Consider the following 19,299-nt stretch of genomic DNA (forward strand, 5'->3'; position numbering starts at 1 on the left):
CAGCAACGGCCCGACCGAGGCCATCAACGGGCGGCTCGAGCACCTCCGCGGCTCCGCACTCGGCTTCCGCAACCTCACGAACTATGTCGCCAGATCACTACTCGAAGCCGGAGGCTTCAGACCCCCACTACACCCTCGTTCGTGAAGAGCCCGATTTCTGAACTCGAAGAGCGCTGGCATGCCGCGGGCTTCGTGCGCATTCACCGCTCGTACCTCGTGCACCGTGACGCGGTGACGAGCGTGCACCTTTCGGGCAACACCCCCACCGTGACGCTCGCCGAAATTGAACTGCCGGTATCACGGCGTCTCACTGCCACCGTGCGCGAGCGGTTGCTGCGGTCATAGCCATGTCGAGCAAAAATCGTGTGCGCGTGACCGCGTCGCCTGCCGCGGTAACCGCACCGATCCGTCGCCCGCTCACATCAGAGCCGCTGTATGCACGCGGACTCGTGCGCGCCCAGCTTCGCCTCGCGCTGACGTGCCTGGCCGGGTTTCTCCTCACCGCGGGCGCGCTCACCCTGGTTCTGTTTGCGATCCCGTCGCTCAACGACATCGTGATCGCCCACGTGCCGCTCCCGTGGCTCCTGCATGCCTACGGCTACTACCCGATCATCGTGCTATTCGCGATCATCTACGCCCGCGGTGTCACCAAGAACGAAAACCGGTATCGAGCGTTGCGCGAGGGTGACGTATGAACACCGGGTTAGTTCTCGGTGCCGTGGCTGGCCTCGTTCTCGCGACCGTCGTTCTCGGTGCGTACGGCCTGCGTATTTCGCGCACCACGAGCGACTTCTACGTTGCCTCCCGCTCGGTACGCCCGGTGTGGAACGCCTCCGCCATCAGTGGCGAGTATCTCTCCGCTGGCACCTTCTTGGGTCTTGCCGGTCTCGTGCTGCTCTCTGGTTCCGAGGGTTTCTGGTTTCCGATCGGATACGCCGCGGGCTATCTGCTCGTACTCCTGTTTGTCGGTGCCCCGCTTCGCCGTAGTGGTGCGTACACGATCCCCGATTTCATTCAGGCGCGCACCCAGTCGCGCACCGCGCGGCACGTGACGTCGGTCGTGGTGCTCATCATCGGGTGGCTCTACATCGTGCCGCAACTGCACGGCGCCGCGATCACCCTGCAGGTCGTGGCTGGCCTCCCGTTGTGGGTCGGCTCGGTGCTGGTCGCCCTCGTCGTCGGTGGCGTGGTGGCGGCGGGTGGCATGCGTGCGGTGACCGCCGTGCAGGCGTTTCAGTATTGGCTCAAGCTCACCGCACTCGCCGTGCCCGTCGTGTTCTTGTTCATCGCGCTCACCGATCACGTGCAGACGATCGACCCGCACCTCGTGTTTCCCGTCGAACGTGGCCCCGGGGGCGCGGATCTGTACGGCACGCTGTCGCTCATGCTGGCCCTGTTGCTCGGAACCATCGGGCTGCCGCACGTGCTGGTGAGGTTCTATACGAGCCCGGATGGCCCCTCGGCTCGGCGCGCGACCGTCATGGTCATCGTGCTCGTGGGTGCGTTCTACGCGGTGTCATCGACGATGGGCCTCATCGCCCGCATTGCCGCACCCGATCTTGCCGAGCCCGGCCTCGCCGACACCGTGGTGCTCGAACTGCCGTCGCGGGTCATCGGTGGGCTGTGGGGTGATCTCCTGACCGCGCTCATCGTTGCGGGGGCCTTCGCCGCGTTCTTGGCAACATCGTCGGGGCTCGTGGTCTCGCTTGCCGGAGTGGTGAGCCAAGATCTCTTCACCGGCTCCGTACGCTCCTTCCGGCTTGCCGCTGTCATTTGCGCCATGGTTCCGCTCGCCTTCTCGTTTCTTACCGTGCCCGCCGGCCTCGTTTCCAGCGTCGGCCAAGTGTTCGTCTTTGCGGCGTCGAGCCTGACGCCGGTCATGGTGCTCGGCGTCTGGTGGCCGCGGATGACCGCGCGCGGTGCGACGGTCGGCATGATCGTGGGTGCGCTCGCGTGCGGTGCCGCGATGATCGGGGCGGCGCTCAGCGTCGAGCACACCTGGCTTGCTGCGGTGCTCGCGCAACCGGCGGCGTGGACGATCCCGCTGACGACCGCGACGGTCATTGTGGTCTCCCTCCTCGACAAGCGGGGTGTGCCAGCGGGTACTACACAGTTCTTGGCACGACTGCACCTTCCGGAAAGCCCCGCTCGGTAGACTCGACCAGGTGGCAGCTCCCGGATTCTCCTCTTCACCCAACGGTTCACGCGACCCCTACGCCGATGTTCCGTTTGACCCGTTTGACGAGCCCGGATACGACCCGTACGACGATGTTCCGTTCGATCCGTATGCTGAGCCACCGAGTGACCTTGACTTCGCCGGCGGATACCCGCCGCCCCGCGCTGACTACGCGCCGGCACCTTCGTCAGCCCCGGTAGTCAATCGTCCGCGCGGCGTGCGTGCACCGCAGTATGCGACGCCGATCGAAGCGTTGCGCTCGGTGTACGGCTACGACGCTTTCCGTGGTGACCAGGCCGCGGCGATTGATCAGGTCGTGGCCGGGGGCGACGCCATCGTGCTCATGCCGACCGGTGGCGGAAAATCGGTTTGCTACCAAATTCCCGCACTCGTGCGCGAAGGCACCGGGCTCGTTGTGTCACCACTCATCGCGCTCATGCACGACCAGGTCGACGCCCTCGTCGCCAACGGAGTGAAAGCCGCGTACCTCAACTCGACGCAGTCAGCCCAGCAGCGCGCGCAGACCGAACAGGCCTACCTCGCGGGCGAACTCGACCTGCTGTACGTCGCACCCGAGCGCCTGTCGAACCCCGCGACCCGTGCCCTCATCGCACAGGGCACGCTGAGCGTCATCGCGATCGATGAGGCACACTGTGTGTCGCAGTGGGGCCACGACTTCCGCCCCGACTACCTCGCTCTGGGCGACCTAGGTGACGCTTTCCCCGGCGTTCCGCGCATGGCGCTCACGGCAACGGCAACGCGGGCGACGCACGCCGAGATCACCGAGCGCCTGCACCTCGGTCAGGCCGCGCACTTCGTTTCGAGCTTTGACCGTCCGAACATTCAGTACCGCATCGCTGCGAAGACCGATGCGCGCAAGCAGCTCGTCGCGTTCATTCGCTCGCAGCCCGAGGGTGTCGTCGGCATTGTCTATGCGCTGAGCCGCAAGCAGGTCGAGCAGACCGCCGAGCACTTGCGTGCGCAGGGTATCGATGCGCTGCCGTACCACGCGGGCCTCCCCGCCGACGTGCGCGCCCGACACCAGTCGCGGTTCTTGCGCGAAGACGGCGTTGTCATGGTCGCGACGATCGCATTCGGCATGGGCATCGACAAGCCCGACGTACGCTTCGTCGCCCACATTGACCTGCCGAAGTCGGTCGAGGGCTACTACCAGGAGACCGGTCGTGCCGGCCGTGATGGCGAACCCAGCATCGCGTGGATGGCATACGGCCTCGGCGACGTTGTGCAACAGCGCCGCCTCATCGACCAGGGCGATGGCGACCGCGCACACAAGCAGCGCCAGCAGCTGCACCTCGACGCGATGCTCGCGCTGTGCGAAACCGTGCAGTGCCGCCGTCAGAACCTGCTGGGCTACTTTGGTGAAGAATCCGCACCGTGCGGCAACTGCGACACGTGCTTGGAGAAGCCAGATACGTTCGACGGAACCATTGCTGCGCAGAAACTGCTGTCAACGATTGTGAGGCTGAAGCGCGAGCGCAATCAGTCGTTCGGTGCCGGTCACCTCATCGACATTTTGCGCGGTGCCTCGACCGAACGCATTCGCCAGCAGCGCCACAACGAACTGTCAACGTACGGCCTCGGCGCCGACCTGACGGATGCCGATTGGCGTAGCGTCGTCCGCCAGCTCCTGGCGCAGGATCTTCTCGCTTCGCAGGGCGACTACGGCACGCTCGGCATCACTGAAGGCAGCACGGCGGTGCTGCGCGGCGAACGCACCGTGCTGCTGCGCAAAGACGCGCTGGGTCGCACCTCTGGTTCCACTGTCCGTAAGAGTCGTGCGAGCGACACCGTCGCCGACGGCGATCGCGACCTCTTCGAAGCGCTCCGCGCGTGGCGTGCCGAACAGGCGCGTGAGCAGGGTGTTCCCGCGTACATCGTGTTTGGCGATGCGACACTGCGCGCGCTCGCCGACGTGCGACCGACGAGCCTGGATGCGCTTGATACGATCACCGGCATCGGTGCGAAGAAGAAAGAATCGTACGGCGAGGGTGTTCTCGCCGTCATCGCCGCGGCAGAGTAGAGGGGTGGCGCCCGGTGTGGGGCGCACACAACCCCGGCACGCCCGGGCCCCGCGGCGCTTTGTCGATGATCGCCAAACGGTTGCGCGCTTCATTGTGGAGCATCTACCGTCGTAGTCATTCCCCGTGTTCTGCCTAGGAGAGTCATGACGAATTCTGAAGTCACCACCGCGACCGGTGCCGCACACCGCGACGGTGAGCCGCGTATCGACGTGTCGGCGGTTACCGACATTCTGATGGGCACGTGGGCCGATGAGCGCCGCACCGCTCGCGCCATGATGAAGGATCCGGCGTTCTGGCGCGTCGACGGCCTCGGCATGGACGAGCACCGCGAGCGCGTACTCAGCCAGCTGCACCTGCTCGTCGAGAACAACGCGATCAACCGCGCATACCCGGCTGCATTCGGCGGCCAAGACAACCACGGTGGCAGCATCGCCGCGTTCGAAGAACTTCTCACGGGCGACCCCAGCATGCAGATCAAGGCGGGCGTGCAGTGGGGCCTGTTTGGTTCGGCCATTCTGCACCTCGGCACCGAAGAGCACCACAACAAGTGGCTGCCCGGTGTGCTTGACCTCTCGATTCCTGGCGCGTTCGCGATGACCGAAATCGGTCACGGTTCTGACGTCGCGGCGGTCGGAACCACGGCAACGTACGACCCTGAGACCGAAGAGTTTGTCATTCACACGCCGTTCCGCGCGGCGTGGAAGGAATTCTTGGGTAACGCTGCCGTGCACGGCATCGCAGCGACCGTGTTCGCCCAGCTCATCACGAATGGCGTGAACCACGGCGTGCACTGCTTCTACGTCCCTATCCGTGACGAGAACGGCAACTTCCTGCCCGGCGTCGGCGGCGAAGACGACGGCCTCAAGGGTGGCCTCAACGGCATCGACAACGGCCGCCTGCACTTCACCGACGTTCGCGTGCCCCGCACCAACCTGCTGAACAAGTACGGCGATGTCGCGGTTGATGGTTCCTACACCAGCCCCATTGCAAGCCCCGGTCGTCGATTCTTCACGATGCTCGGCGCCCTCGTGCAGGGTCGCGTTTCACTCGACGGCGCATCGTCATGGGCGGCTGCCATGGCACTCAACATTGCGATCGTCTATGGCTCGCAGCGCCGTCAGTTTGACCAGGGCACCGGCACCGACGAGGTCGTGTTGCTCGACTACGGCAAGCACCAGCACCGCCTGTTGACGCGCCTCGCGACGACGTACGCGTCGATCATCGCGCACGACGAAATCCTGGTGAAGTTTGATGCGGTCTTCAGCGGCAAGGCCGACAACGACGAAGACCGCGAAGACCTCGAGACGCTCGCAGCGGCTCTCAAGCCGCTGTCAACGTGGCACGGCCTCGACACGCTGCAGGAGGCTCGTGAGGCCTGCGGTGGGGCGGGCTTCATGTTCAGCAACCGCTTCGTGGGTCTACGCCAAGACCTCGACATCTACGCGACGTTTGAGGGCGACAACAACGTTCTCCTGCAGCTCGTCGGTAAGCGCCTCCTGAAGGATTACGCCCAGCAGTTCAAGGGCAAAGACGCCGCGAAGCTCGCAGCCTTCGCCGCGGGTCAGACCGCCGGGCGTATTTTCCATGGTGCTGGCCTCCGCGCCCTCGGCCAGACAGTGGCCGACTTCGGTTCGACCGCACGTTCGGTGGAGAACGGGCTGCGCGCCGACCAGCAGCACGATCTGCTGAGCGACCGCGTACAGACGATGGTCTCCGACGTCGCGATGCGTCTGCGCCCCGCCAGCAAGATGTCGCCCACTGACGCCGCGGCGCTCTTCAACGAAGTGCAGGTGGACCTCATCGAGGCAGCTCGTGCGCACGGTGAGCTGTTGCAGTGGGAGTCGTTCACCGACGCCGTGCTGCGTGTGACGGATGACGGAACCAAGGAGGTGCTGACGTGGCTGCGCGACCTGTTTGGTCTGGGGCTGATTGAGAAGCACCTGTCGTGGTACCTCATTAACGGTCGTCTGTCGGCACAGCGCGCTGGTTCCGTCTCCCGCTACATCCAGCGCCTGCTGGTGCGCTTGCGCCCGCACGCCCTCGACCTCGTCGACGCCTTCGGGTACGAGCAGGAGCATCTGCGCGCGCCGATCTCGAGCGGCATCGAGGGCGAGCGCCAGGACGAGGCTCGCGCCTACTACGCAGCGCTGCGCGCATCGGGCGACATGCCCCTTGACGAAAAGGCACTCAAGAAGGCTCAGAAGAAGTAGTCCAGCTGGTCGAGGGCCCGTCTCTGCAATTCTGCGGAGACGGGCCCTCGCCCGTTGGAGCCATGGCACGATGGGGGCACGACCTGAATTCTGGAGGCATGATGACGCACGAGAGCACCGCAAGCGAGATCACCACCGTCCGCCGCAACGAAGAAACCAGCCGCTACGAGATCCTCGTCGGAGACGAAGTCGCCGGCTTCACCGAGTTCAAAGAAAAGAACGGTGTCTTCCTGTTTCCGCACACTGAGGTCGACCCCGCCTTTGGTGGCCGCGGCCTGGGCTCGATTCTCGTCGCTGGCGCTATGGCAGACTCTGCTGCGCGCGGCGACACCGTGGTTCCGATTTGCCCCTTCGTGGTGAAGTACCTGCGCGCCAACGAGGTGCCCGGTCTCACCGTGTCGTGGCCGCCGAGCGCACGGTCATGACCCGCCTCGACGCCGAGGTCGAGCCGACCGAGCCCACCGAAAAGTGCACGGGGCCGCGCGTCGAGCTCTACGAGGCTCGGGAGGTGCCGCTCGGCGGCATTCGCGGCATGAACGTGCACCGCGCCCTGCCACAGCGCGCGCTGCCGATGGTGGGTGCGTGGTGCTTTTTGGATCGCTTCGGTCCGCAGCACACGATGATGCGCGTGGAACCACACCCGCACATGGGTCTGCAGACGGTCACGTGGCCGTACGCGGGCGAGATTCGCCACCGTGACAGCGTCGGCAACGACGTCAACATCACGCGTGGTGCGCTGAACCTCATGACGGCGGGTGCCGGAATCTCGCACTCCGAGTACTCGATCACCGATGGCCCGGTAGACCTTGACGCGTTGCAGTTTTGGATCGCGCTGCCGGAGAGCCGGCGCTGGGGTGCGGCGGATTTCGAGCAGGTGACCGATCTGCCGCAAGCGTCGCTGGTGGCGCGCGACAGCGCGTCCGGTGCGGAGACTGCGGTCAACGCGACCGTCGTGCTCGGCGAGCTCGCTGGCGTGCGTTCACCGGCCACGGTGTACACGCACATTGTGGGTGCCGAGATTGCGATTCCGGCTGGGCACAGCGTCGAGGTTCCGCTCGTTCACGATTGGGAGCACGCGGTGCTCGTCGTCGAAGGCGCGGCGACCGTGGCGGCCGACCCCGACACGGATTTGGCTCCGGAACAATTGCTCTACTTGGGCATTCACCGCACGAAGGTGGTGATCACGGCGGAGCAAGACACCCTGGTGTTCTTGATCGGCGGCGAACCATTTGAGGCTGACCTCGTGATGTGGTGGAACTTCGTCGGCCGCAGCCACGAAGAGATCGAGCAGGCGCAGGCAGACTGGGCCGCCCGCACCGAACGCTACGGCCACGTCATCGGTCACGGCGACGAGTGGATTCCGGCGCCGCCGATGCCGAAGGTGCGGCTCACGCCGCGGCGGCGCGTATATCGCGATCTGACGTAGGTCATCGGCGGGCCGATTCTCTACGAATCGTCGTCCAACAACGAAACATCCCCCGGCTGGCGAACCAGCCGGGGGATGTTTTTATCTAGGGATTACTCCGCGTGTGCGCGACGCTGGCGTCCGATGAAGAACGCTGCACCACCCAGTGCCACGATGAGGAATCCGACCAGAAGCGGAACCGTTGCGTCCGGAGCACCGGTGACCGGGAGGTCACCGCCGCCTGCCGGAGGCGTGGTCGGAGCCGTCGTCGGGTCCGTCGGGTCGGTCGTCGGGTCCGTCGGCGTCGGAGTTGCGGTCGGAGCCGCTGTTACGACGATGCCGTTCGTGTCAGCTGAGCCCACGTTGGGGTTGTCAGCCTGCGTGGCGACGACGCGAACCGAGATGGTTGCTCCTACGTCAGCAGCGGTCGGCGTGTACGTGTTGCTCTCGGTGAGCGCTGCCGGAGCGGCTTCAGCGACGATGGGCTCGCCGTTCTTCAGCCACTCGTACTGGAATGACAAGCCTTCAACATTCCACGTTCCCGGCGTTGCCGTGAGAACTTCACCAACGACGCCCGAGCCGGAGAGCACCGGAGCCGCCGTGTTGACCGGAGCAAGCGCGCCCGAGTCAACCGTCACAACGCTCGATACAGACGAGTCTCCGTACTGGACGTAGCCCAGGTAGCGCGTCTCGGGTGCGAGTCCGGTCCAGCTCAGCTCGACCGGAGCCTCAACAGCCTGCTCGGCGGCGATCGGGTTCGGCGTTGCCGTCAGGGCACCCTGATCTGCACCGTCAACAACACCCGTCGTGAAGTCCCACGTCATGGGGCCCGACGTCGAGTACAGGTTGACCTGGATGAGGTAGGCACCAGCAGCCGGAGCGTGAACAGTAACTTGCTCGTCTGCCGAAGCAGTCGCGCCCTGCCACATCTCGTCGTATTCAAATACCGCCGGGTCCGGCAGGTGGTAGACGAACAGGTCAAGGTCGCTACCAGCGTCGTCCGACGAGTCGAGGTCGAAGCGTGCCAGCTCGGCACCCTCGGCAACCTCGATCATGAACAGCACGTCGCCTGCGGAGTCACCAGAATTCTCGTCACCCGAGTGGCCGGGAACGGTGTTGTCCGGGTCTTCGTGCAGCTCAACCGGGGTCAGGCCCGAAATGTTGAGCGGCAGTTCGCCGTCAGCGCCTGGCGTGATCGTGTAATCGATCGCACCGTCGATACCCTGGCCGTAGAGCTCCTGCGGAGCGTCTGCGGTGGTCGGGAAAACGGCGATCGGCGAACGAACCTCGATGTCAGCGCTAGCCCACGTCAGGAAGCCGGTTGCCCATGCTTCGGTCGGCGCAGTGGCGTTCTCGAACGTCACGGTGAACGTTGCCGACTCGCCCTCGCCGAGCGTGATGCTCGACGGCTCAACGGTGACGTTGACACCCGGAACCGAGACGGTTGCGGTGTACGTGCCAGCGGTTTCTGCCGTCACGGTACGCGTGACCGTCTGAGCGCCGGCGAGGCTACCGATCGAGATCGAAGCGAGGTTAAGGTCGCTCGGGTCGATGGGCTCAATGCCGTCGAAGTCTTCCAAGCCGACGCCTTCGAGGTACGCAGCCCAGTCAGCCGGACCGTTGTGGTAGATCAGACCGGGGTGGAAGTACTTCGTCGGGTCAACCTGACCAGCACCCTGTGCAAACGGGTCCGGGAAAGCGTTGCCGTCAGCGTCCAGCGTGTCGTATGCCGTCGTCATGAGTGCCGACTTGACTTCGCCCGGCGTTGCCAGCGGGTGAACGCCCAGGTACAGCGCTGCGAGACCAGCAACGTGCGGTGCGGCCATCGACGTACCCGACATCAGGCCCCACTGCGGGTCAACGCCCTCAGGGTTGTTGATGGCGGCGAGGATGTTCACACCAGGAGCTGCCACGTCGGGCTTCAGAACATCGCTACCGTCAGCAAGCATCGGGCCACGGCTTGAGAAGCCAGCGATCTGCGGAACCGGAGTAGTTTCTTCTTCTTCGCCCGTGATGTTCTCCGCGAGGAGCGTGACCGACGGGTCGGTCTCGATTGCTGCCAGCAGTGCGTCACGGTAGGTGTGAGCAATGTGAACGGTCGGAACCGAGTGCATGTCGGTGTCGAGCGAGCCCGGGGTCACGTTGACCAGGACCATACCGATACCGCCAGCGTCAGCGACCGTCTCACTCTTCTCAGCGCGCGCGTTGCCGCCACGGTCACACACAACGATCTTGCCGTCAACGGCAGCCGCGTCAAGCGTGTCCGGGAAGCAGAGTGCTGCGTCTGCTGCGTCAACACCAGCAGCGGGGACGTCGCCTGCGTAAACAGCGTCACCGGTCACACCATCAGCCGGTACGGTGATCGCGGCACCAGGCGCCTCAAACTCACCGGCAGCCTGAACTGTTCCTTCGTAGGTCGGGATCGTCGATGCCGCCACCGTCGTGTACCACGGCGATGCGTGGTCAGCGGTGACGTAGTCGGGGCCCGAGTTACCAGCCGAAGCCGAAACGAAGATACCCGCTGCGGCTGCGTTGAAGAACGCGATGTCGAGGGCGTCAAGCACGGTCGTTGCCGCGCCACCGCCGATCGAGAAGTTGATCACGTCAACACCATCAGCGGCCGACTTGTCGATAGCGGCAAGCAGGTCAGAGCCCGCACAAATGTCGTCAGACGTGACAGCGGGGTTAGGGCCGTCGTAGCAAACCTTGTAGGACGAGACCTTGGCGGCCGGAGCCACACCCGAAATCAGACCCAGGTCAAGGCCTCCGACGTTTGCCGCAACATCGTGGTTACCGGCAGCGGTGCTCGCGGTGTGCGAACCGTGGCCGCCACCGTCACGCGGCGACAGAATGTCAGAACCGAAGCCGAAGCCTGCGGCATCGGCGCCAGCGCTGAAGAACTGTGCACCAATGATCTTGGTGGAGTAGTCATCGTTGTTCCACTGGTCGCCCGCGACGCGGTCGGCGCGGAACTGCGTGCCATCAGCCTTGTCGAAGACAACGGTGTTGCCTTCGAGGTACGGAGCAACACCGGGAGCGGTACCCAGCGGGTCACCCGCGAATGACGGGTTCTCCGGAGCAATACCGGTGTCAATAACGCCCACAACGACGCCTTCCCCAGCGCCTTCCGGGCCTCCCGCGTAGGTCTCCCACACGCCTGCGTCGCCCTCAAGACCGAGGAACTCGGTCGATGGCACAGCGGTGGGGTGGAAGATCGCGTCAGGAACGAGCGACGCGACACCATCGGTTGCGGCGAGGCGCTTGGCCTGCGACGCGGTGAGGTTTGCCGTGAATCCGTTGAGCGTGATCGTCAGGTTGTCGTCGATCGTGACGCCAGCGTCAGCGGCAATCGCGCTCTGCACATTCTGCAGGTGCGATGAGTACTCGACCACGGCGTCTGATGCGGTGTCGAGCTTGGCACCGTCAGCCGCCTTCGTCGCGGCGAGGCCAGCTTCGCCACCCTCATAGGTTGCGGCAGGTTCTTCGTCCAGAAGGACGATGTATCGACCATCTTCCAGATCCAACGGCGTGGGAATTGTCACCTCCATTGGCTCCGCCGCGAAGCTCGTTGTAGCTGCAGACGTACAAGCTATAAGGGCTGCGAACGTGACGACAGCCCCCGCTTTAAGGCCGAATCGACCTTCCATAGACGTTCTCCTTCAAAGCACAACAGACGGGCCGAAAAGCCAATCCGCCAGCAAACGTAACCTGTTATCAGCAGATTCATAAGGGGTGATGAGAGATATCTCATACTCGGAACCCTCGGTAAACTAGATAGTGTGACCACCCGATCCCCCCTTTCCACCCGCGTTCTCCTCATTTGTGCGGCTATCGCCGTCGGCACGGGAATCCTCTCCGCGGTGGCGGGATATCTCACCATTCCGGTGGTCGCGGGAGCACCGATCTTCTACGGCTTCGTGCTGAGCATGCACCTGTTGCCCGGCATCGTGGCGCAAGAAATGTTGCGCACGCCGTGGGTCGCACTTATCACGCACCTCCTCGCAGCACTCGTCGCGCTCGCGATGAGTCCGCAATGGTTCCTGAGCTATGTCGCGGCCATTGCCGTCATGGGTGGCGTGCAGGAGGGTTGGGCTGCGACCGGCCGCTACCGCAAGTGGTCAACCGGCTGGATGGTACTCGGCGGTGCGGTGCTCGGCCTCATCCTGGGTCTCACCGCCGGCCTGGGCATCGGCATCAAGAACTTTGGCCTGCCCCTCGCGATCGCCTCGATCGGCATCTATGTGCTCGGCGCCGCCGCCTGGACGTACGTGAGCGTTCTGATCGGCCGATCGATGCGCAAAGCCGGTCTCGCACGCACCGCCGACCCGTCATAACCACGAGCGCCCTCTCGGCGCGGGCCGCCCGTCCGGCTCACCCGCCCGTGCGCGTCGCCTCTTCGAGCAGCTCCAGGATGTGCCGATAGGGTTTGCCCGTCGCCCGGCTCATCCCCATCTCACAACTGCGGTTCAGCGATGCATGGGCGTCGGCAGACCGATCACGCACCTCGGCAGCTTGGAGCGCCGTCGCCGATGCGGTCAGTTCGGGGTGCAGCATGCCGCGGTCACCAGCGAAGCCACAGCAGCCCCAACTCGCGGGCACGGCAACGTCGTCGGCAATCATCCCCCCGATCGCCGACAGGTCATCGTTCAGCCCCAGATGCGTTGACGAGCACGTCGGGTGCAGCGTGAGCGACGACATCTTCTCGGCGACCGTGAGGTTATCGACGAGGTGCTCCGCAGCGAACTGCACCGAATCAACAAACCGGAGGCGCACGTAGTCTCCACCGGCCGCAATCGCCTGCGCGCGCATGGTTTCAAGCCCCTCCGTGCACGACGCCGCGTCACACACGATCGGCAGGACACCGTCATCGCTTGCCGCCAGGAGGGCGGGCAAGACCCGCTCACGCATGACGTCGTAGCCGCGGGTATGACCCTTCGACTTCCACGGGGTTCCACAGCACAGTGCCCCGATGCCATCCGGAACACGCACCGCGACATTCGCGCGTTCACACAGGCGCAAGAACGCATCCATGACGCCGATACCGGAACCGGCATCTTGCGGTGCAAACATCGTGCCAATGCACGAAGGCATGTAGACCGCGACCGGGTTCTCCGCGGCCAGCGCTTTGCGGGGGATCCCACCGCTGGGCAGCTCCGCGTCGTAGAGGGGCACGGTATCGCTGCCCATCACCGCTCGTGCGGCAATGGTGGCGGCGCGCGGCAGCGCCGCGGGCAGGGCAGCCGCAACAGAAAGCGCGGCAGCACCCGCGCGCGTGACGCCACCCCAGTGTTGAGCCGCGGCCGACCACGCGCGGTCCTGGATCGCACTGTCCGTCTCGGCACGCAATCGCCGCACCAGATCACCCGTGTTAATCCCCACGGGGCAGGCGGTCTGGCACATGCCGTCGACAGCACACGTGTTGACGCCGTCGTACACGTAGTCTCGGCGCAACTCCTTCAGCAACGCTTCGTCCCCGCGAGCATCGGCGGCCGCCATCTCTCGGCGAATCGCGATGCGTCCACGGGGCGTGAGCGTCAGGTCTTTCGACGGGCAGGCCGGTTCGCAGTACCCACATTCAACGCATCGATCCACCTCGGCATCGACCGTCGGGCTCACCTTGAGATCACGCAAATACGCGTCGTCATCCTCCGAGAGCACAACGCCCGGATTCAAGACGCCATCGGGGTCGCAGAGGTTCTTGATCTCGCGCATCACCGCGTACAGTTCGTCGCCGTACTGGCGGCGGACGAAGGAGGCCATAATGCGCCCGGTGCCATGCTCGGCTTTCAGCGTTCCGCGGTTCTGCAGAATCAGCTCGACCATGTCATCGGTGAAGGCGCGGTATCGATCAACGCTCCGAGGGTCATCGAAGCGCTCGTTCAGCATGAAGTGAATGTTGCCGTCTTTGGCATGACCAAAGATGACGCGGTCTTCGTACTGATACCGATTAAACAGACCGGTCAACGAAGCACACGTACTCAATAGACCCTCGACCGGAACCGCGACATCTTCCAAGAGAGCCGTGGTTCCCGACGGGCGCGAGCCCGCAACAGTGGTGTACAGCCCCTTACGAATCGACCACAGTTGCTGGCGAACAGCCGCGTCTGTCGTGAACTGATGCGAGGCGTTCACCGTCAACGAACGTAGCAGCGCCGCGGTCTGCGCAGCTCGGTCTGCGACCTCGTCGCGACTTTCGCTCTGATGCTCGATCAGCAGTGCCGCATGGCCATCAACGGCCAGCGCGTCGATGCCTGCCGTGCGTTGCGGCAGCGTCTGCGCAACGCGCAAAGAGACCGCATCCATCAGCTCGATCGTCGCCGGCCCCTCGGCGACGATCGCCGGGAGCGCGGCGGTCGCAGCGTCCAGCGAAGGAAACAGGGCCAGGGCGGTCGCTGCATGCGGATAGGCCGGAACCGTGCGAAAAGTCGCTTCCGCAATGAAGCCGAGCGTTCCCTCGCTGCCGATCATCAGGTGCACCAGAATGTCGACGGGTGTGTCGAAGTCGACCAGGGCATTCACGCCGTAACCCATCGTGTTCTTCAGCGCAAAGAGCTCCGCGATACGGCGCACTGAATCGGGGTTGTTGCGCACGCGATCGCGCAGGCGAATGAGCCCGGTGTAGAGCTCGGGTTCGTGGGCGCGCAGGAATTCGTCGGCGTCGCTGCGTGATGTGTCGATGATGGTTCCGCTCGGCAGCACCACGATGAGCGATTCCAGCGTTCGGTAGCTGTTCTGGTGCGTGCCGCACGCCATGCCGCTGGAGTTGTTCGCGACGACCCCACCAATGGTGCAGGCAACTTCGCTGGCCGGGTCGGGGCCGAGCTTTCGACCAAACCGCGCGAGCCTCTGGTTCACCTGGCGAACGGTCGCCCCGGGCTGCGCGCGAACCCGGGCACCGTCATCCAGGATCGTGATCTGTCGAAACGCCGAGCGTGTGTCGGCGAGCACGCTATCGGTGACACCCTGCCCGCTGAGGCTGGTTCCGCCCGAGCGAAACGTGAGTGTTTGCTCTCCCGCCCGAACGCTCCGAAACAGGTCGGCGATGTCGGTGATGCTCGCCGGGCGGTGCACAACCTGCGGAACCAGGTAATAGTGAGAGGCATCATGCGCCATCGCCCGACGGTCGATGGAACGGGTCGACGTTGTCATCGCAGTCATGCGTCGTCCGTCTTCCGCGCCGTCGCGACGGCGGCGTTGTGCCACAGGTAGGGCGCGCGCTGCGGGAGCGGTTGGTGCTCGCTGAGCATCATGCGCGCGAGGTGAACGGAACCATGCAGCGGGTTTGCTGCGGCGGGCGTCACGGTGGCATTCGGCCGCAGTCTCGCGAACTCCGCCTCGNGAGCATCATGCGCGCGAGGTGAACGGAACCATGCAGCGGGTTTGCTGCGGCGGGCGTCACGGTGGCATTCGGCCGCAGTCTCGCGAACTCCGCCTCGAATGCCTCCGTGAACGCCCCACCGGCAGCGAATAGGCCGCCCGCGTAGGCGGCGCGCTGTGGCAACGACGGAACCAGGGCGGCAGCCAGCGATTGCGCCGCGTGGGTTCCGGCCTCGGCGAGAAGCTGGCGTGCCTCATCGTCGCCGTCAGCGGCGAGCGTCGCCACATCGGGGGTGAACGAGGCCAAGACGCCCGCGCGGTCCGGTCGAGTGTAGATCTGTCGGGGCCAGGTCTCCGGGTCGCCAAATCGCTGGACGGCGGCTGCCAGCAGAGCTTCGCCTCCTCGGGCAACGTCGTCATGCGTCGTTAGTGCTCGTTGCAGCGCGTGCATGCCGATCCACGACCCGCTGCCGCGGTCGCCAAGCACATGCCCCCATCCGTCCACGCGATGCCAGGTGGACGCAAAGTCGGTGCCGAACGCGATCGACCCGGTTCCCACGGCGATCACCGCGCCCGCGGCGCCGCCCAGTGCGCCCACATGCGCGGTGATGGCATCGGCGGCGATCACGACAGGAACGCCAGCCTGCGCGGAGATGTCAGCGAGGAGTTGCGGCGGGTCAGCCACAAGCGTTGCCAATCCGGTTGCCCCGATGCCGATGCCGCGGAGTTGGCCGGTATCCCGATCTGTGAACTCGCGCTGCGCGCGATCAATCAGCTTGCGCGCGGTGTCGAGCGCCGTTGACCCCGTCGTCGCCACTTGTACGGCGTCGCCGACCAGGGTGGGCGACGCGCTGGTCCCGTGCGTGGTCTCGCCATGCTCATCGGTGACGGTTGCCGCGATCGCGCGGCTCCCGGTTCCGCCGATGTCGATGCCGAGAACCCACGCACCGCTCACTTACTCATCCCCGCCGTCAGACCAGAGACGATTTGCTTGGTTGCCACCAGGAAGAGGATGACCAGGGGGATTGTCGCCAGGGTGAGACCGGCAAACAGGGTCGCCCAGTCGGTCTGATACTCACCGAAGAAGCGGGTGATACCGACCGGCAGGGTGTAGGCCGATTGATCGCGAATCAGAATCAGCGGGTAGAAGAAGTCGTTCCACACCGGCACGAAGCGGAACACAATCACCGTCGCGATGGCGGGCTTGACCAGCGGGAGGTGAACGCGGAAGAACGTGGAGAACGCTCCGGCACCATCCAAGCGGGCCGCCTCATCGAGCTCGATCGGGAGTTGACGGAAGAAACTGGCCAGCACAAACGTGGAGAACGGAATACCCAGTGCGGCGTAAACCAGAATCAGGCTCCACAGGTTGCTGACCATGCCGAGGCTGTCCAGGAGGAAGAACAGGGGCAGGATCGCGAGGTAGACCGGCAACATCAAGCCGGACAGAAACAGCCCCTCCAGGGTACGAAACAGCTTCGATTTGGTTCGCGCAAAAGCGTACGCAGCCAGCAGGGAAACCGCCGTGGAGATCACGACGGAGGCGATCGTCACGAAGATGGAGTTGAGAAAGTACGTCTCAAACGACGCCGTAACCCACGCCTTTTGGTAGCTCGTGAAGTTCGGGCTGAGCGGCAGACCCAGCGGGTCTTTCGCCATGTCTTGTGTGGTGCGCAACGAGTTGCTCACCATCAACAGTAGCGGCGCGATGGAGACGGCAGCGTAGATCCACAAAAAGCTGGACGCGGCGATTCCGCCCAGGGTCGGCTTGTTGCGACGGCGACGCGGCGCGGTGGAACGCGCCGGGCCCGGAGCTGTCTCGGCCACGGGTGAAGAAGTCAGGGTTACCATTAGTACAGTCTCCGTTCGGCGCGACTGAGCAGCCACGTGATCAAGATGGAAACACCAAAGATAAACAGGAAGAGGAGGGTCGCGATCGCCGACGATGTGCCAATCGCATTCGTTGATCCTGATTCAAACGCGGTGCGATAGAACATCAGGCTGAGCACGTCGGTGGCCCGGGCCGGCGATCCTTGCGATCCGCCGAGGGCGTACGGGATCGCGAAGGCTTCCATCGCCCCGATAAAGGTAAGAACGCTCACGGTACCAATGGCGGGAATAAGCATGGGGAAGGTGATGTCACGGAACCGCTGCCAGGATGATGCGCCATCGAGCGACGCAGCCTCATCGATCTCTTCCGGGATACCTCCGAGCGCTGCGCCATAGAGGAGCACCGGGAAGCCGACCCACTGCCAGGCGGTGACGAAGACGACGACCCAGATCGCCGTCTGTGGGTTGCCCAACCATGGCTGCGCGAGATCGCCCAGCCCGATGCCGCGCAAGATGCTGTTGACCGGGCCAAACAGTGGCGAGAGCATCAGCGACCACAGGTAACCGACAACGAGAGGCGAGACCAGGTACGGCAGCGTGTACATGGTCTGGAAGAACCGCTTGAAGCGACGCACCCGGTGAAGCAGCGTTGCGAGCCCCAGACCAATGGTGTTCTGGAACAGCATGGCGCCGATAAACAGCACCACGTTGTGCATGAACGCGTTCGGGAGCTGCTCGCTGTAGGGCAGCGTCGTGAACAGCGTGACGTAGTTGTCAAAGCCGCTGAAGTCACCGCGCAGAATGCCCGTCCAGTCAAAGAACGAGTAGCTGAGCGCGGTCAGCAGCGGGTACAGAATGAAGATCGCAAACAGAATGAGTGCGGGAAGAACGAAGACCATGCCCGTGGTCTTCGACAGGGCGATACCGGTGTATCGGGTGCGCGCCCTGCGCGGGGTGATCACGGACATGGTCCTCATTTCCTCCTATGAAGCGACGTCGACTACGGGGTCGGCGTGAACCACTGCGAGACACCGGTCTGCAGTGCGGTTGCGGCTGACGTCGGGTCGGCGTCGCCCATGAACATCTTCTGGATCTGCTCACCCAAGACGGCGGTGCCCTGCGGCTCGCCGTAGCGGAAGTTCACCAGGAGCAGGTACGACGCGGGGCCGTCCTGGTAGTTCGACCATGCTTCTCTCATGACCGGGTCGGCGTAATCAACACCGGGGATGGCCGAGAACTGGTTCAGTTCATCTGCGACGAGCTGTCCGAATTCTGCCGTCGCCATCCAGTTCAGCAGCTCAAACGCTGCGTCCTTGTTCTTCGACTTCGAGTTGATTGCGAAGTTTCCGTCTGCGTAGGCGGGGCTCACCGGGGTGTCCGACACAGCCTGCGGGGGCAGCGGCACCTGGTACGAACCGATCTCCATGTCGGGAGCCTGGGTCGTGAACGTGGCGATCTCGAACGATCCACCCGGGAACTGCGCCGCCTGGCCCGAGGTGAACTGAATCTGGCTGTCGGCGTAGCTCACGCCAACGACGTCAGGGACCATGAACTCCTGCATGTCGGAGACGACCTGCAGCGACGCCACATAGTCGGCGTCGGTGAAGTCCTTGCTGCCGTCCAAGACAGCCGCTTCAAAGTCGGTTCCGCCGTAGCGGGCCGAACCCACGATATCGGCGAAGATCGGCAGAATCCACGCGTCCTTTGCACCGAGCGCCATCGGCGTGATGCCGGCGTCCTTCAGTTCCGTGTTCAGCGCGATGAACTCATCCCACGTGGTCGGAACTTCGAGACCGTGTTCTTCAAAGATGCCTTTGTTGTAGAACATCTGCAGGGTCTGGGTGGCCAGTGGAACCGCGTAGGTCTTGCCGTCTTCCTTGCCCTTGGCTCCAGCCAGAACGCTGGGTGCGATGGCGTCGAGCCCCTCAACCTTGCCATCAATGGACTCGAGCTGACCGGCTTCGATGTTCGGCTGCAGCTGACCGTAGGCGCGAACCATCGGGATGTCGGGTCCGTCGCTGCCGGCCAGGCCCGTCGTGAGGATCTGGTTGTATTCCGTGTTCTGGAATGCCTCGAACTCGACCGTGACGCCGGGGTGCGCTTCTTCGTAGACGTCGAAAATCTTGTTGTACTTCTCGATGTCTTCGGTGCGCCACGACCAAACGGTCAGGGTAACCTCTTCGGCACTCGGGTCGGCCGATCCGCCGCTGGATGCGCTGGGTGCACATGCGCTCAGCAACAATGCGGAACTCAGGGCGATCGCGCCGACGGCTAGTGATCGTTGCCTCATCTGTTTCTCCTTTGATTCTGTGATGGTGC

The 19,299-nt window shown here is 64.3% G+C and carries 16 protein-coding genes; 9 read left to right on the plus strand and 7 right to left on the minus strand.

What is annotated here, in order from left to right:
• From ACQUSY_RS10845 to ACQUSY_RS10880, 8 genes are all read left to right on the plus strand, one after another.
• Nucleotides 1-145: transposase (locus ACQUSY_RS10845; protein ID WP_428904530.1), on the plus strand; the 145-nt coding region annotated here is incomplete at its 5' end.
• Nucleotides 142-345, plus strand: coding sequence for a LytTR family transcriptional regulator DNA-binding domain-containing protein (locus ACQUSY_RS10850; protein ID WP_428904497.1), 204 nt, complete (start codon nt 142-144; stop codon nt 343-345). The genes ACQUSY_RS10845 and ACQUSY_RS10850, both read left to right, overlap by 4 nt.
• A 2-nt stretch (nt 346-347) precedes the next feature.
• Nucleotides 348-695 (plus strand): heavy metal transporter, encoded by a 348-nt coding sequence (locus ACQUSY_RS10855; RefSeq protein ID WP_428904498.1) that lies wholly within the window; start codon nt 348-350, stop codon nt 693-695.
• Nucleotides 692-2,155: a sodium/solute symporter gene (locus tag ACQUSY_RS10860; protein WP_428904499.1), complete on the plus strand. Its 1,464-nt coding sequence runs from the start codon at nt 692-694 to the stop codon at nt 2,153-2,155. The genes ACQUSY_RS10855 and ACQUSY_RS10860 overlap by 4 nt, the downstream gene beginning before the upstream one ends.
• Nucleotides 2,156-2,165: 10 nt before the next feature.
• On the plus strand, nt 2,166-4,217 hold the full coding sequence (gene recQ / locus ACQUSY_RS10865) for a DNA helicase RecQ (RefSeq protein ID WP_428904500.1): 2,052 nt from the start codon (nt 2,166-2,168) through the stop codon (nt 4,215-4,217).
• 144 nt (nt 4,218-4,361) lie between these two features.
• A complete protein-coding gene (locus ACQUSY_RS10870) occupies nt 4,362-6,428 on the plus strand; it encodes an acyl-CoA dehydrogenase family protein (protein WP_428904501.1) in 2,067 nt (688 codons plus the stop codon).
• 98 nt (nt 6,429-6,526) lie between these two features.
• Nucleotides 6,527-6,853 (plus strand): GNAT family N-acetyltransferase, encoded by a 327-nt coding sequence (locus ACQUSY_RS10875; RefSeq protein ID WP_428904502.1) that lies wholly within the window; start codon nt 6,527-6,529, stop codon nt 6,851-6,853.
• A complete protein-coding gene (locus ACQUSY_RS10880) occupies nt 6,850-7,854 on the plus strand; it encodes a pirin family protein (protein WP_428904503.1) in 1,005 nt (334 codons plus the stop codon). Before ACQUSY_RS10875 ends, ACQUSY_RS10880 begins: the two co-directional genes overlap by 4 nt.
• A gap of 92 nt (nt 7,855-7,946) precedes the next feature.
• Here the strand turns inward: ACQUSY_RS10880 and ACQUSY_RS10885 are convergent, their stop codons facing one another.
• Nucleotides 7,947-11,375, minus strand: coding sequence for a S8 family serine peptidase (locus ACQUSY_RS10885; RefSeq protein ID WP_428904504.1), 3,429 nt, complete (start codon nt 11,373-11,375; stop codon nt 7,947-7,949).
• 237 nt (nt 11,376-11,612) lie between these two features.
• On the opposite strand from ACQUSY_RS10885, the gene ACQUSY_RS10890 reads away from it, so the two are divergent.
• Complete coding sequence (locus tag ACQUSY_RS10890; protein WP_428904505.1) at nt 11,613-12,167, plus strand: ECF transporter S component; 555 nt, start codon at nt 11,613-11,615, stop codon at nt 12,165-12,167.
• Nucleotides 12,168-12,204: 37 nt separating this feature from the next.
• Here ACQUSY_RS10890 and ACQUSY_RS10895 read toward each other — a convergent pair whose 3' ends face one another.
• The 6 genes from ACQUSY_RS10895 to ACQUSY_RS10920 form a co-directional block, all read right to left on the minus strand.
• Nucleotides 12,205-14,991 carry an FAD-binding and (Fe-S)-binding domain-containing protein gene (locus ACQUSY_RS10895; RefSeq protein WP_428904506.1) on the minus strand — a complete coding sequence of 929 codons (2,787 nt, stop codon included), beginning with the start codon at nt 14,989-14,991 and terminating at the stop codon, nt 12,205-12,207.
• On the minus strand, nt 14,988-15,134 hold the full coding sequence (locus ACQUSY_RS10900) for a hypothetical protein (RefSeq protein WP_428904507.1): 147 nt from the start codon (nt 15,132-15,134) through the stop codon (nt 14,988-14,990). Before ACQUSY_RS10900 ends, ACQUSY_RS10895 begins: the two co-directional genes overlap by 4 nt.
• A complete protein-coding gene (locus ACQUSY_RS10905; RefSeq protein WP_428904508.1) occupies nt 15,131-16,105 on the minus strand; it encodes an N-acetylglucosamine kinase in 975 nt (324 codons plus the stop codon). Before ACQUSY_RS10905 ends, ACQUSY_RS10900 begins: the two co-directional genes overlap by 4 nt.
• Nucleotides 16,102-17,001, minus strand: a complete 900-nt coding sequence (locus tag ACQUSY_RS10910; RefSeq protein ID WP_428904509.1) for a carbohydrate ABC transporter permease — start codon at nt 16,999-17,001, stop codon at nt 16,102-16,104. Before ACQUSY_RS10910 ends, ACQUSY_RS10905 begins: the two co-directional genes overlap by 4 nt.
• Nucleotides 17,001-17,948, minus strand: coding sequence for a carbohydrate ABC transporter permease (locus ACQUSY_RS10915; RefSeq protein ID WP_428904510.1), 948 nt, complete (start codon nt 17,946-17,948; stop codon nt 17,001-17,003). The genes ACQUSY_RS10910 and ACQUSY_RS10915 overlap by 1 nt, the downstream gene beginning before the upstream one ends.
• 32 nt (nt 17,949-17,980) lie before the next feature.
• Entirely contained in the window at nt 17,981-19,270 is a 1,290-nt protein-coding gene (locus tag ACQUSY_RS10920) for an ABC transporter substrate-binding protein (RefSeq protein WP_428904511.1), read from the minus strand.
• Between the last annotated feature and the right edge of the window lie 29 nt (nt 19,271-19,299).

The sequence above is a fragment of the Microbacterium daqui genome (assembly GCF_050408675.1).
Classification (GTDB): Bacteria; Actinomycetota; Actinomycetes; order Actinomycetales; family Microbacteriaceae; genus Microbacterium.

Excerpts from the sequence above, each read along its gene's own strand:
- ACQUSY_RS10855 (WP_428904498.1), top strand. The coding sequence starts at position 348 with ATGTCGAGCAAAAATCGTGTGCGCGTGACCGCGTCGCCTGCCGCGGTA.
- ACQUSY_RS10860 (WP_428904499.1), top strand. The coding sequence starts at position 692 with ATGAACACCGGGTTAGTTCTCGGTGCCGTGGCTGGCCTCGTTCTCGCG.
- ACQUSY_RS10870 (WP_428904501.1), top strand. The coding sequence starts at position 4,362 with ATGACGAATTCTGAAGTCACCACCGCGACCGGTGCCGCACACCGCGAC.
- ACQUSY_RS10875 (WP_428904502.1), top strand. The coding sequence starts at position 6,527 with ATGATGACGCACGAGAGCACCGCAAGCGAGATCACCACCGTCCGCCGC.
- ACQUSY_RS10880 (WP_428904503.1), top strand. The coding sequence starts at position 6,850 with ATGACCCGCCTCGACGCCGAGGTCGAGCCGACCGAGCCCACCGAAAAG.
- ACQUSY_RS10895 (WP_428904506.1), bottom strand. The coding sequence starts at position 14,991 with ATGACTGCGATGACAACGTCGACCCGTTCCATCGACCGTCGGGCGATG.
- ACQUSY_RS10910 (WP_428904509.1), bottom strand. The coding sequence starts at position 17,001 with ATGGTAACCCTGACTTCTTCACCCGTGGCCGAGACAGCTCCGGGCCCG.
- ACQUSY_RS10915 (WP_428904510.1), bottom strand. The coding sequence starts at position 17,948 with ATGTCCGTGATCACCCCGCGCAGGGCGCGCACCCGATACACCGGTATC.
- ACQUSY_RS10920 (WP_428904511.1), bottom strand. The coding sequence starts at position 19,270 with ATGAGGCAACGATCACTAGCCGTCGGCGCGATCGCCCTGAGTTCCGCA.